Origin of the sequence: Bombella favorum (assembly GCF_014048475.1) — a bacterium.
Taxonomy (GTDB): domain Bacteria; phylum Pseudomonadota; class Alphaproteobacteria; order Acetobacterales; family Acetobacteraceae; genus Bombella; species Bombella favorum.
Genome location: NZ_NWUS01000001.1, coordinates 512,642 through 526,051, shown reverse-complemented (window position 1 = coordinate 526,051; position 13,410 = coordinate 512,642). Strand labels below are relative to the sequence as shown.

The window sequence follows — 13,410 nt, the reverse complement described above, 5'->3', positions numbered from 1 at the left end:
GGACTGATCTAAAGATGCTCGGAAAACTTACCCTTTCTGCCATACCGTATGATGTGCCGATTCTTGTCGGTACGTTCATCGGTGTGGCCGTAGTCGGGATTGCCGTTCTTGCGGCGGTCACCTATTTCAAAAAATGGGGTTATCTGTGGCGTGAGTGGCTGACGACTGTCGACCATAAGAAACTCGCCATCATGTACGTCATTCTCGGCCTCGTCATGCTTGTGCGTGGCTTTGCCGATGCCTTGATGATGCGTACACAGCTTGCCCTTGCTTACGCAGGTAACCCTGGTTATCTGCCTCCGCACCACTATGACCAGGTCTTCTCGGCCCATGGTACGATCATGATTTTCTTCATGGCCATGGTGATGATGCAGGCCCTGTTCAACTTCGTGGTGCCTCTGCAGATTGGTGCGCGCGACGTTGCGTTCCCGCTGATCAACTCGATCAGCTTCTATATGACGCTCGTCAGTGCCATTCTCATCAATGTGTCTCTCTTCATTGGTGAGTTCTCCAACGTCGGTTGGCTCGGCTATCCGCCGATCTCCGAACTGCAGTTCAACCCCGGCGTTGGTGTGGATTACTACATCTGGTCCGTGCAGATCTCCGGTATCGGTACGCTGCTGACTGGGATGAACTTCCTGACAACGATCATCAAGCTCCGTGCCCCCGGCATGAAGTGGATGCATATCCCCGTCTTTACATGGACGGCTTTCTTTGCCTGCATCATGATCCTGACGACCTTCCCGGTTCTGACGGTTTCCATGGCTCTGCTGGCTCTGGATCGTTATGTCGGGATGCACTTCTTTACCAATGATGGTGGCGGTAGCGTTATGCTCTACCTGAACCTGATCTGGTCTTGGGGGCATCCAGAGGTTTACATCCTCATTCTGCCTGCCTTCGGTGTGTTCTCTGAAATTGCAGCAACCTTCTCCGGCAAGCCGCTTTTCGGTTATGCTACGATGGTCATTGCAACGGGTATCATCACCTTCCTGGGTAGCATCGTGTGGGTTCACCACTTCTTCACGATGGGTGCCGGCGCTGATGTGAACACCTTCTTCGGTATCATGACGATGTTCATCGCCGTGCCGACGGGTGTGAAGATCTTCAACTGGCTCTTCACCATGTATAAGGGGCGTGTCCGCTTCGAAGGTCCGATGCACTGGATCGTCGGCTTCATGATCACCTTCTCCATTGGTGGTATGACCGGTGTTATGATGGCTATGCCAGCAGCAGACTGGGTTATTCATAACTCCCTGTTCCTGGTGGCACACTTCCACAACGTGATCATCGGTGGTGTATTCTTTGGTTACGTGGCTGGTCTGAGCTACTGGTTCCCGAAGGCCTTTGGCTACAAGATGCGTGATGTTTGGGGTAAATGGGCGTTCCGTTTCTGGTTCGTTGGTTTCTACCTCTCCTTCATCCCGCTCTACGCTGTTGGTCTGGAGGGTATGACCCGTCGTATGAACCATTACGACAACCCGGACTGGCACCCTTGGCTGCTCGTGGCCTGCGTTGGCGTGTTCGTTCTGGCTGCTGGTCTAGCTTGCCAGGTCATCCAGTTTGTTCTGGCTGCGTTTGACGCTGTCAACAAAAAGCCGGATGCACTGGACCTGACGGGTGACAACTGGGGTTCTGGTCGTACGCTGGAATGGTCAATTCCATCTCCGGTTCCGCACTACAACTTCGCACGTCTGCCGGTCATTCGCGGTCTGGATACATTCCATATCGAGAAGGAGCTGGGACGTCCGGCACCGGTCTCCGAGCTGGAGCCGATCCATATGCCGAAATATTCGGCTGTTGGTCCCGTACTGGGTGCTTGCGGTCTGCTGATTGGCTTTGCGCTGGTCTGGCATATCTGGTGGGCCGTTGTTGTGGGGCTGGTTGTGGCTTTCTTCACCGTTGTTCATCGCAGTGCGAACCTGGATGTGGATTTCTACGTTCCTGTAGAAGAGATCCGGGCTGATGAAGAAGCTTTTGCCCGGCGGCTTGCCGCTGCCAAGGCAGCAGAGTAAAGGGAGGCGATGAAAACCATGTCTTACGACGCAACTCACGCACCCTCTGCTCATCACGATGAGCATGAGCACCATCAGCAGGAAACCACGATTTTTGGTTTCTGGATCTACCTGATGACGGACTGTATCATTTTCGGCACGCTGTTTGCCGTCTTTGCTACACTCTGCCATCACTTTGCTGGTGGGCCGACGGGTAAGGACCTGTTCGATATCAAGAATGTTGAGATCGAAACAGCCATCCTGCTTTTCTCTTCCATCACATACGGCTTTGCATCCATCAACGCCCACAAGAAGAACAAGGGTGCCGTGTTGGGTTGGCTGCTGCTGACCTTCCTGCTCGGTGTTTCCTTCGTGGTTCTTGAGATCAGGGAATTCAATGAGCTCGTGGCTCATGGTGCTGGTCCGGACAAGTCCGCCTTCCTGTCTTCCTTCTTTACGCTGGTAGGCACGCACGGGCTGCACGTCACGATCGGTCTGATCTGGATGCTGGTCCTGTTCTTCCAGATCATGGGCAAGCAGGGGCTGAGCACCCGGATGCAGACGAAACTGACATGCCTGAGCCTGTTCTGGCATTTCCTTGATATCGTCTGGATCTGCGTCTTTTCCTTCGTTTACCTGGGGAGTGTTGTCTAATGAGCGAGAATCATACGACATCGCACGAAGGTGAGAATCACGGTTCCTATGGTTCCTACATTGTAGGTTTCGTTCTGGCCGTGATCCTGACAGTGGCGTCCTTCGCCACTGTCCTCAGCAAGGCCTTCTCCTTCTGGCAGACGATTGCCATTCTTGGTGTGCTGGCTGCAGTGCAGATGGTTGTCCATCTGATCTTCTTCCTGCACATGGGTGCGAAGAGCCTCTCACAGCGGCAGAATCTGGCAGCCTTCATCGTGACGGCTCTGATGGTTCTGATCGTGGTGGCTGGTTACCTGTTTGTTCTTTGGGACGCACAGGCAAACATGATGGCTGGCTAATAGTCAGCCTATCATGTCAGCACTATGAAGAAGCCGGCGGGGGATTACCTCCGCCGGCTTTTTTTATGTGAACCTGCTAAAAAGGGGCGGGATCACTGGCAAAGAAAAACCCCCGGAGGATGGGCATCCTCCGGGGGTTTTGTCAGCTGCTAAGCGAGAAGGCTGATTAGTCTTTATGCGGCTCTTCAGAGAGCATCTCACGCTTGCCTTCCTTGCCGTTCCATTCTTCACGGTCGGCGGGCGGTGTGCCTTTCTGGCTCATATTCGGCCAGATGGTTGAATATTTGGCGTTGATTTCCATCCAGTCAGCAGCACGGGCATCGCTATCGGGGAAGATGGCTTCTGCCGGACATTCGGGCTCACACACGCCGCAGTCAATGCATTCATCAGGGTTGATGACAAGGAAGTTCTCACCAGCGTAGAAGCAGTCAACGGGGCAGACTTCCACACAGTCCATGAACTTGCAGCGAACGCAGTTTTCAGTGACCACATAGGCCATTATTGGCGTCTCCGGTTTGGTGTTGCAGGCCAGCCAAACGGCCCATTTCAAGGATTCCAGCACTGATATGCCGAAAGGGGAGGGCCTTTTGCAAGCCTATTGTCAGAAATTAGCCGTCTTTTCCTCTATCCGTTCATAAAGTAGAGCCGCTTCTTTGGCGGGGCCCCGGCGTTCTCCTAGCTGCATGACACGCCAAACACACACCTCTCTCTCACGGTGAGGGGAAGCGAAACTGACGATATCACCGAGCCTGAGGCGGGCATGAGTTTTGTGTGTCCGTTGCCCATTGATTCTAACCCGCCCCTTGCGGATGAAAGCAGCACAAAGGCCACGGGTTTTGGCAAGCCGTGTGTAATAGAGCCAGAGGTCAAGCCGCTGTTCTTCCATCATGATTTACCGGATGACCATTTCTGCAGCGCAGCAAAAGGAGAGTCGGCCAGTTTGCGGGTGTTCTTTTGTTCTTTGCGGGGAGGGTTTGTCTTTCGGTTCTGGCGTGTGTGCTTGATAGGCTTTGTCCCTTTGCGGTTTGCTCGTCCTAGAATGATAAGCGGAGAGGCTGGGCCGTACTGATCAGCTGTAAGAGGCTGTGGGGCATGGTGAGGGATGCTCAGGCTCTTCAAGAGGGCGGGTAATAGGGCTGTTTTTATCCCAAGGGATGAAGCAAGCGTATCCGGTGCGATGAAAGAGCGGTTCGGCTGTCGCCCATGTGGGCGAAGAGTAGAGAGGAGGGCGTCCAGCCTATCGAGGCGGGTATGGACAGGGCCGGTCTCTTCCCATCCCGGCGGGGGTGTCGGATAGTCTGCAACCGGCAGGCAGATTCGGGCAGCGTTTGGCGTCTTCTGGTGGCGGTTGTGCCAGACATTATGAAGCAGGATCATCATAGGTAAGCTGGCAGGGCGGAAGAGCAGCGGATAATAAATCTGACGCACTCCGATACGTACCCCATTGCGATAGAGGCGTTTCCTATCTACCGGGGAGAGCCGCCGGTCTTCAGGCAGGGTCGGTGTGGTACCACCATCTTCCCGCAGGCGGTAATAGAGGCCCCGTAGGGTTGGATTGCCCTGTAGTTGCTCTGCCAGTCGGAGAAAGGGAGCCAGTATGCCGTTGATTCGTTCTGTAATCAGGGCCTGAAGATGCGTCTGTACCTGTCGGCTTTGGTGATTGTCCTGAAACTCTCCGGGCAGAAGCTGGATGAGGGGATGGAATAGATCATCGCCACGGGTGAGTGTGGCAATGGCGCTTCCCTCCCAGTGAATTTGTCTATCATCGCTCAGTGTCAGTTGGCTGGCATCTTGTTGCAGGAAATGGCGTATCCGGGCGGGCATAGCTTGTCGTAACGCTCTTTTGCCGGCCCGTAACAGCAGTTCACCTTCCCGACTGTCGGTGGGGGTATCGATTTGCATTGTAAAACCGACAATCTGGCCTATCTCATGGCCTTCCACGATGATGCGGTTTTGGGGTGTAACGGCATAGAGGGCATCGGAGGCCGAGCCTGCTTCAGGCCGGCGAAGCAGGGCTGTGGCCCGTTTGTTGACGAAACGTTCCTTTAGTCGCTCATGTAACGTGTCGGAGAGGCGGTCTTCCACCGCACGGCAACGCTCCTGCCACTGGCGGCTCTGATGCATCCAGCCCGTTCGGGCCGCCACATAGGCGCAAACCCGCACACCAGAGAGGCGGTGCATCAGCGTGTCCATGTCTCCATCCAGCCGGTCTAGTCCCCGTAATTGCCCTTCCATCCATGCTGGAGGAATACGGCGATGTTTTAACAGATCAAGGAAAAGGCGAGCGCAAAGCCGTGTATGGCTGCCATCGCCGAGCTTGCGGAAGTCTGGAATCTGACAAACTTCCCAGAGCAGTTCTGTGGCTTTGTGCCCTCGGGCTACGTCCCGGATATCCTCCATCTGCATAAGGCCGCTCAGCACGTCCAGATCGGACGCTGTACGCCCGGTAATCAGTCCGGGGCGGGGCGGCTTGCTCATCAGGCTGTGGAAGAGCTTTTCAGGGGAGCTATAATCAAGGTTGGTCTGCCGCCAGTAGATGGCTTTGATGGCCTCGAAATGATGGTCTTCCACCGCTTTAATGAGGTCCTGGCTCATAGGTGGGCAAGACGCCGTGGTGCCGAACGTGCCGTCTCTCATGCCCCGGCCAGCTCGCCCGGTAATTTGGGCGACCTCTTGCGGTGTGAGAGCACGAGAGTTCTGGCCGTCAAATTTGTGGAGGGAGGCAAGGGCGACATGGTCCACATCCATGTTCAGCCCCATACCGATGGCATCAGTCGCTACGAGATAGTCCACATCCCGGTTCTGGTAGAGGGCGACCTGCGCATTGCGGGTACGGGGGCTAAGACGCCCCATGATGATGGCACAGCCGCCCCGTTTCTGGCGGATGGCTTCAGCAATGGCGTAAACCTCCGTGGCGGAAAAAGCCACGATGGCGGAGCGGGGCGGCAGGCGGGTGAGGTTGACCGGCCCGATATTTGTGAGCTGGGAGAGGCGGGCACGGGTCTCGATCGTGATGCCGGGTACGAGCTGCCGCAGCAGCCCACGGATGGTCTCGGCCCCTAAAAAGAGAGTTTCACCTTTACCACGAGCGTGGAGGAGACGGTCGGTGAAGATGTGCCCACGGTCGGGGTCGGCAGCGAGCTGTATCTCGTCAATCCCGACAAAATCCACCTTCCGGTCCAACGGCATAGCTTCAACTGTGCAGGAGAACCAGCGGGCACCGGGGGGAATGATCTTTTCCTCACCTGTTAGCAGGGCGACATGACGTTCGCCTTTCAGCTTGACGAGACGTTCATAATTCTCCCGCGCCAGAAGGCGGAGGGGAAAGCCGATAATACCGCTCTGATGGGCCATCATGCGGGTAAGGGCGTAATGAGTCTTGCCAGTATTGGTGGGGCCGAGTACGGCGTGGATTGGGCCCGGTGGCTGGGAGGCCGCCGTGGTAAAGGATGGATATGGTCCCGTCATGGCTGGAATGATCTTGCTTGAATGGGATAAAAGCAAGACATTCCAGAGAGTTTTTCAGCAAAGCCAGAGTCACACTCTGGCTGATGGGACGGTATTCATATGTCTGACGCTCCGTTTTTGCCCCTCTGCACTCCCGATGAGGGAGGCTCGGCTCTGCCCCTCTATGTAGTGAAGGCAGGTGATGAGGTAACATTGTCCGGCCTGCTGGGGTCTCATGAGGCGTTCTTGCGGAAGCAGGGCTTCGAGGGGCGTGCCGGGCAGTTCACCTTGTTGCCGGGGCAGGATGGTGTATCCGGCGCTGTCTTCTGTGTGGAAACAGGGAAAGGCCCCATGCCGTATGGTGCTTTGCCTACCCACCTGAGGGAAGGATGCTGGATACCGCAGCCTGAAGGGCTTGATGCTTCCATTTTGGAAGAGTTGATTCTTGGTTTTTGCCTCGGTGCTTATGAATACCAGCTTAAAGGAGCGGCCCAAGCAGAAAAGACAAGTGCAAAGCTCTGCGTCCCGACAGAGTTGGGGCGGGAGGCTCGGATTCTAGCACGGGCGGCATGGCTTGGGCGGGACCTCATCAATACGCCCGCCAACCTTATGGGGCCAACAGAACTAGCCGAAGCTGCCCGCAAGATGCTGACAGAACGGAAGGCCTCTGTAGAGCTGGTTGAAGGTGAGGCCCTGGAGACGGCCTATCCTTGTTTGGCGGCGGTCGGGGCCGGGTCTGACAGACCTGCCGTGGTCGTGATTGGTCGTAAGGCCGGCCGGACGAAAGATGCGCCACGCTTGTCTCTCGTAGGGAAGGGCGTTTGTTTCGATACAGGCGGTTACGATCTAAAGCCCGGTTCCTCCATGGCGAAGATGAAGAAGGATATGGGCGGGGCCACTCTGATGCTGGCACTGGCCTGTGCCTTGCTAGATTCCGAAGCTGACATTGCGTTGGAGATCCGCCTTGGTTGTGTAGAAAACAGTATTTCCGGCCATGCCATGCGGCCGGGTGACGTACTGACGACCCGCAAGGGGTTGCGTGTCGAAGTTGGCAACACGGATGCGGAAGGGCGTCTCGTTTTGGCAGATCTTCTGACCGAAGCCGCCGAGAGCCAACCTGACGTGCTGCTGGATGCCGCAACATTGACCGGTGCCGCCCGTGTCGCTTTAGGGCCTGATCTGCCCGCCTTGTTCAGTAATGATGAAGAACTGGCAGAACATATTCTTGCTTCTGGAAAAGAAACGCACGATCCTCTTTGGCAGCTTCCTCTCTGGGCAGAGTATGATGATTGGATGAACAGCCCGATTGCCGACTGTAACAATTTGTCTTCCCGCCCGATGGCAGGGGCCATCACGGCGGCCCTGTTTCTACAGCGTTTCGTGCCGTCAGGGCAGACATGGGCGCATGTGGACACCTACGCATGGAATGACACGACCCGTCCCGGTCGCCCCGCAGGGGGAGAGGTGCTTGCTCTGAGAGCACTTTTCCGTGCGTTTTCGGAAAGTTTCTAAGAAGAAACAATTTGTAACATTTGGTACAGAAACCTGTTTTCCCTACAAAATGTAATGGAAAACAGGTTTGGGAATAGCTGCCCTGCATTGAGAGTGCTTGTCATTTCGATGCAAAAGCGTCACAAACTGGGCGAAAAGCAAAGTCCCCGTGTAACTACATTATGAGGTATGGCCGAGAGGCGGATGGTCATGCTGGGTGTATGGGGGCATCTGAAACCGGAAACGATGGGGCTTTTATTATGAGTCGGAATGCTGATAACCGCATGCTTCAATTGCTGCGTGATACGATCGTTTCCACAGTGCGTGGTGAGGGGCCGGACCTGTCCGCCCGCCAGCTGGCTGTGTTTCTGAGCTGTTATCTGGAAGATGGGGCACATACAGTGCGGGGCCTTGCCCAGTCGCTCAACGTGTCTAAACCGGCCATCACCCGGGCATTGGACCGCCTGAGTGAATTAGACCTTGCTCGCCGCAAGGTGGACCCGCTAGACCGCCGCTCTGTCCTTGTACAGCGCACGCTGAAGGGGTCTGCCTATCTGCGGGGGCTGCGGAGTGTCATGGAGGAAGCTAGCGGGGATGATGTGGTCGTCCGTGCGCCTGTCCTGTCGTCTGTAGCGTCTCTCCAGACGCGTAAAGCTGGCTGATTTCTTGTCCGGGCCTGTTCCTTTTCTCGATCTACCTGCCCAGCAGAAGCGTCTTGGTGCGGCCCTGCGGGAGCGGCTGGATCGTGTCCTTGCGCATTGTCGTTTCGTGATGGGGCCGGAAGTAACGGAGCTAGAGGAACGTCTGGCCCGTTATGGCGGGGCCCGTCATGCTATCGGTGTGTCATCTGGCACGGATGCTTTGCTGATGGTTCTGATGGCAGAGGGCATCGGCCCCGGTATGGCGGTGTTTTTACCCGCTTTCACCTATACGGCCACGGCAGAGGTGGTTCTTCTGCTAGGGGCCGTGCCTGTTTTTGTGGATGTGGACCCACAGACATTTCAGATCAGCCTGCCCTCGCTAGAGCAACGTCTTGAGGACATCCGTCAGGCAGGGCAGCTACGACCGCAGGCGATTATAGGCGTGGATCTATTCGGGCAGCCGGCTCCGTGGGATGAACTGAATCGTTTTGCTGCCCGGGAGGGGCTGTTTCTTGCGGCGGATTGTGCCCAGTCTTTTGGAGCCTCCTATAAGGGGCGGAAGCTGGGCCATGAGGCTGGGGCCACCACATTGTCCTTTTTCCCTTCCAAGCCGCTGGGCGGTTATGGTGATGGTGGGGCCGTACTGACAGATGATGATGAAAAAGCGGCTCTTTATAGCTCATTGCGCAGTCATGGAGAGGGGCACCAGCGTTACGAAGTGCAGCGGATCGGCTTGAATGCTCGGCTTGATAGCTTTCAGGCGGCTGTTTTGCTGAGCAAGATGGATGTTTTTGAGGATGAGCTAAAGCGGCGTGAGGGTGTGGCACGGGCCTATGATGCTGGCCTTCCTTCTTTGGTTCGTCCGCCCGTGCGGGTGCCAGATAGCCAGAGTGCTTGGGCTGTTTATTGCGTGAGCCTGCCATCCCGTATCTTGCGGGACAGTCTGCGTGATCGTCTCACCGAGGCTGAAATTGCTACGGCCATTTATTATCCTAAGCCCTTGCATCAGCAGCCTGCTTATCAGGCGCAGCATGATGGGATTGCCCTGCCAGTTGCAGAAAGGATAGGAGAGCATGTGTTGGCTCTGCCGATTCATGCTGATCTTTCAGATGAGGCAGTGGCGTATGTACTGGCGGTGATTGGTCAATGGGCGGAGGAACAGGATGAGCCGCAACAATAAGTTTCTTCTGGTTTTTGCGGTGGCGGTGATCGTGCCGGTCGTGCTGATCTGGACGGTTGCATGGCCTATCCTGCGGCCATGGAATTTGCCCGATGTTACCCGTGGGGTCCTGCATGAGGCCGGAGATGAACGCAACCTCATGGCAGACGAGATTGGAGCCATGAACCAGTGGTTGCATCAGCATCAGACAGGATGGGGTATTGCTGGTGAAGTACCGCCGAAGGACACACCGGCGGAAGCTGTTTATCAGCTTACCAGTGCCGATGGGCAGACCATCATTTTATCAGCATGGCATTTTCGGCATGGCGTTGACGTGGTGGGTATTCAGACTCAGGCTGGTGGAACGTATCGGATGCGCTCATTTGAGCGTGGAACGCTTCACCTGCCTGATTAGGGGGGGCACGTGCAAAACTGTGTTTTGCTAAGACCTGTTATTCACTCCTGCTTTTCGTGGCGTCAGATTTCTCCTGTTTGTTCTTGATGATTTCCTGCTGGGTTAATTCATTGGTTTCCAGTTGGGTTTTTGTTGCATCGGCAAGTGGCGGGGTTGCCTTATCAAACACAGCCAGTAGTGCAGCGGTGATAGGTGAGGCTAGAACCAGCCCCGGTACCCCTAGGATGGAACCAAAAACACTTTGGGATAGAATAGCCAGGGCAGGCGGCATATGGACAGCCCGCCGCTGGATAAGCGGGGCAAGGATATTCCCCTCGCAGAATTGGATAACACTATAGAGAATCGCAACGAAAAGAGCCTCTCGTGTGCCGAGGGAAAGGCTTATCAGTAGGGCAGGCACGGCGCCGAGAATGGCCCCAATATAGGGGATGAAGTTACACAGTCCTGCCACAACGCCCAGAGCAAGAGCTAGCGGCACGCCGATCAGATACAGCCCAATACCGGAGAAAATGCCCACAGCCAGCATGTCCAGAGCCTGTCCCGCTGTCCATGCCCAAAGGGTATTACCCGCACTATAGAGGAGGTCACGGGCAGACTCTCGCTGATGGGGCGGTACGAGTCTAAGAACCCCGTTAATATAGAGAGAGGGGGACACGGCGAAATAGAAGGCCGAGATCAGCACAACAAAGAGCGTGCCCACTAGGCCAAAGGCACTGCCCAGTAGGCCAGTAACGGACCCAGCAATCCCGAAACCGAAGCTGCTTAGCGGGGTGGTGCTATCGTTACCTCCCAGAGAAACGGGCAGGTGATTTAGAACCATCTGGCCGATGGTTGTCTGGGAGAGGTGGTAACGCATATCACCTGATTGCACGACCAATGCATTCTTGAGGCCGACAAACTGCTCCCCGATGGCGGGGCCGTTGCTCCATACAAGAGCTGTCATAAGCCCGATGACAGAGAGAGCCACAAGACTGACGGCAATCGGATAGGGGATGAATTTCATGTGTCGCCGTAGGATACGGGCCAACCCATGCAGGACAATAGCCATCAGCGTGGCAGCGAACAGGACAGCCAGAACCTCCCCCAGCAGCCAGATAGCCAGCATGATGAGTGATAGGCAGAGTGTTAAACGTATTATGCCGTAGATGCGGTCTAAGGCATTGGTAGGGGTCTGCTGGGCTACAGGAACGGGCGGGCGGCTGAAGAAGAACGGCATTGGCGGGGGAGATTCCTGTAAGAGGCGGCAGAAATGACGCAGAGAATAATGTGGGTTATTTCACGTCAGGTCAATTTGTAGCATTTTCAAGTTCATCTTGTGCTTCGAGCCAGTGCATTTCTGTCTCTTCCTGTTTCTGGCTGACAAGGGCAAGGTCACTGTTCAACGTAGCAATATCTTCCGCACGGCTGGACTGATAAAGGTTCGGGTCGGCTAGCTTAGCTTCCAGCTGAGATTTAGCCTTTTCCAACCGTTCCAGCCGGGTTTCTAAATCACGGATTTTGCGGCGGAGTGGGGCTAGCTGGCGGGTCTGCTCTTTGCGCTGGGCGCGCTGTTGGTTCTTGTCCGGCTGTGTAGTGTTGGCGGTGTCCTTCTGGGAACGGGCCGCCTGACGCTGATTGTCCTGCGTGGCCTGCTTGGCCCGTTCATCCAGCCATGAACGGTAATCATCCATGTCGCCATCAAAAGGTGTGATTGTGCCATTCTCGGCAATCCAGAGCTGATCAGCAACGGATTCTACCAGATGGCTATCATGGCTAATAAGAATGACAGCCCCTTCAAACTCTCCAAGAGCACGGATGAGCGCATCACGGGCATCAAGGTCCAGATGGTTGGTTGGTTCATCCAAGAGTAGGAGATGAGGGGCATGGCGGGTCGCTAGTGCGAGGAGCAAGCGGGCCTTTTCACCACCGGAGAGATTACGGACAGGTGTTTCTGCCCGTTCAGCATCCAGGCCGAAACGGGCCAGTTGGGCACGGACTTGTGGCGGCGTGGCATCTTTCAGTGTGCGGGCCATATGCTGGACGGGCGTTTCATCCAGAATGAGCTCATCCGTTTGATGCTGGGCAAAATAGCCAACCCTCAGGCGGGATGAGGCCTGTACTTCGCCCGACATAGGGGAAAGCTGACCCGCCAGCAATTTAGCAAAGGTCGATTTACCATGTCCGTTCCGCCCGAGCAGGGCGATCCGGTTGTCACTGTCCAGCCGGAGGGAGAGGCGGCGCAGAATGGCTGTCTCGCCATAGCCGACAGAGACATCCTCCAGTTTCAGCATGGGCGGTGGCAAGGCACCGGGATCGGGGAAGGAGAAGCGGGTGGGTGTGTCCTCCACGACCGAATCAATCTGCGGGAGGCGGGCTAGAGCCTTCAAGCGGGATTGGGCCTGCTTTGCTTTTGTGGCTTTGGCCCGGAAGCGGGCCACAAAGGCTTCCATCTTTGCCCGCTGGTCTGCCAGCTTTTCAGCCTGACGATTCTGTTGGAGCCGCTGTTCCGTGCGTATCTGCACGAAGCGTTCATACCCGCCGGGAGTGAGGGAAAGTTTCTTCTGGTCCAGGTGAGCAATGGCTTGCACGCTGTTATCCAACAGCGCACGGTCGTGGCTGACGATCAAGGCGGCACCGGGGAAGCGGGCGAGCCAGTTTTCCAGCCATAATGTGGCTTCGATGTCCAGATGGTTGGTTGGCTCATCCAGCAATAGCAGGTCGGGGGCCAGAAAGAGCGCACTGGCCAAGGCTACACGCATCCGCCAGCCGCCAGAAAAATCATTAACAGGCCGCTTCTGTGCCTCTTGATCGAACCCCAGACCGGCCAGAATGGTGCTGGCCCGGGCTGGGGCACTATGGGCATCAATGGCAAGGAGGCGTTCATGCACATCTGCTAGGCGGGTTGGGTCGGTCGTGTTGTCAGCCTCGGCCAGAAGGCGGGTGCGTTCCTCGTGGCTGTTTAGCACTGTTTCCAGCAGAGAGAGGTCGCCTGATGGTGTTTCCTGCTTCACCCGCCCCATCGTGGCACGGCCGGAAAAGGTAATGCTGCCGCCATCGGGTGCAATATCCCCTGCAATGGCCGCTAGAAGGGTGGATTTTCCGGCCCCATTATGGCCGATCAACCCGATGCGCCGCCCGGGTTCGATGGTAAGGGACGCCTGATCCAGCAGGGTGCGGCCTGCGATGCGTAAGGTAAGGTCGGTAATGGTCAGTAAGCTCACGCAGGCCCCTCAGGACATGAAAATATGAAAAAAGATACCCGCAACACTACCAGAACCGGGTTTTTTCCTCTAGG

Annotated in this window: 12 protein-coding genes; 7 read left to right on the top strand and 5 right to left on the bottom strand. The window is 56.0% G+C overall.

Annotated features, from left to right (window positions below; genetic code table 11):
* Window positions 1-14 precede the first annotated feature (14 nt).
* The 3 genes from CPA57_RS02460 to cyoD are packed head-to-tail and all read left to right on the top strand — an operon-like array spanning window position 15 to window position 2,983.
* On the top strand, window positions 15-2,012 hold the full coding sequence (locus CPA57_RS02460; protein WP_077395322.1) for a cbb3-type cytochrome c oxidase subunit I: 1,998 nt from the start codon (window positions 15-17) through the stop codon (window positions 2,010-2,012).
* Between the two features lie 18 nt (window positions 2,013-2,030).
* The gene (cyoC, locus tag CPA57_RS02455; RefSeq protein ID WP_077395829.1) at window positions 2,031-2,645 is read left to right on the top strand and encodes a cytochrome o ubiquinol oxidase subunit III; all 615 of its coding nucleotides are present in this window, start codon (window positions 2,031-2,033) and stop codon (window positions 2,643-2,645) included.
* On the top strand, window positions 2,645-2,983 hold the full coding sequence (gene cyoD / locus CPA57_RS02450) for a cytochrome o ubiquinol oxidase subunit IV (protein ID WP_077395323.1): 339 nt from the start codon (window positions 2,645-2,647) through the stop codon (window positions 2,981-2,983). The genes cyoC and cyoD overlap by 1 nt, the downstream gene beginning before the upstream one ends.
* A gap of 166 nt (window positions 2,984-3,149) precedes the next feature.
* On the opposite strand, the gene fdxA is transcribed toward cyoD, so the two are convergent.
* From fdxA to CPA57_RS02435, 3 genes are all read right to left on the bottom strand, one after another.
* Window positions 3,150-3,482 carry a ferredoxin FdxA gene (gene fdxA, locus CPA57_RS02445; RefSeq protein WP_077395831.1) on the bottom strand — a complete coding sequence of 111 codons (333 nt, stop codon included), beginning with the start codon at window positions 3,480-3,482 and terminating at the stop codon, window positions 3,150-3,152.
* 102 nt (window positions 3,483-3,584) lie between these two features.
* Window positions 3,585-3,872, bottom strand: coding sequence for an RNA-binding S4 domain-containing protein (locus CPA57_RS02440; RefSeq protein ID WP_077395324.1), 288 nt, complete (start codon window positions 3,870-3,872; stop codon window positions 3,585-3,587).
* Window positions 3,869-6,451, bottom strand: a complete 2,583-nt coding sequence (locus CPA57_RS02435; RefSeq protein ID WP_182081180.1) for a helicase-related protein — start codon at window positions 6,449-6,451, stop codon at window positions 3,869-3,871. Before CPA57_RS02435 ends, CPA57_RS02440 begins: the two co-directional genes overlap by 4 nt.
* Window positions 6,452-6,550: 99 nt before the next feature.
* On the opposite strand from CPA57_RS02435, the gene CPA57_RS02430 reads away from it, so the two are divergent.
* The 4 genes from CPA57_RS02430 to CPA57_RS02415 all read left to right on the top strand — a co-directional run bounded on the left by CPA57_RS02430 (window position 6,551) and on the right by CPA57_RS02415 (window position 10,136).
* The gene (locus CPA57_RS02430) at window positions 6,551-7,942 is read left to right on the top strand and encodes a leucyl aminopeptidase family protein (RefSeq protein WP_182081178.1); all 1,392 of its coding nucleotides are present in this window, start codon (window positions 6,551-6,553) and stop codon (window positions 7,940-7,942) included.
* Window positions 7,943-8,181: 239 nt separating this feature from the next.
* The gene (locus CPA57_RS02425; RefSeq protein WP_077395833.1) at window positions 8,182-8,583 is read left to right on the top strand and encodes a MarR family transcriptional regulator; all 402 of its coding nucleotides are present in this window, start codon (window positions 8,182-8,184) and stop codon (window positions 8,581-8,583) included.
* A gap of 4 nt (window positions 8,584-8,587) precedes the next feature.
* Window positions 8,588-9,742 carry a DegT/DnrJ/EryC1/StrS family aminotransferase gene (locus CPA57_RS02420; RefSeq protein ID WP_182081176.1) on the top strand — a complete coding sequence of 385 codons (1,155 nt, stop codon included), beginning with the start codon at window positions 8,588-8,590 and terminating at the stop codon, window positions 9,740-9,742.
* Window positions 9,726-10,136: a hypothetical protein gene (locus CPA57_RS02415; RefSeq protein WP_182081175.1), complete on the top strand. Its 411-nt coding sequence runs from the start codon at window positions 9,726-9,728 to the stop codon at window positions 10,134-10,136. The genes CPA57_RS02420 and CPA57_RS02415 overlap by 17 nt, the downstream gene beginning before the upstream one ends.
* A gap of 37 nt (window positions 10,137-10,173) precedes the next feature.
* Here CPA57_RS02415 and CPA57_RS02410 read toward each other — a convergent pair whose 3' ends face one another.
* Both CPA57_RS02410 and CPA57_RS02405 read right to left on the bottom strand, forming a co-directional pair.
* A complete protein-coding gene (locus CPA57_RS02410; RefSeq protein WP_182081173.1) occupies window positions 10,174-11,352 on the bottom strand; it encodes an AI-2E family transporter in 1,179 nt (392 codons plus the stop codon).
* Window positions 11,353-11,422: 70 nt separating this feature from the next.
* Window positions 11,423-13,336, bottom strand: a complete 1,914-nt coding sequence (locus CPA57_RS02405) for an ABC-F family ATP-binding cassette domain-containing protein (protein ID WP_182081170.1) — start codon at window positions 13,334-13,336, stop codon at window positions 11,423-11,425.
* Window positions 13,337-13,410 lie beyond the last annotated feature (74 nt).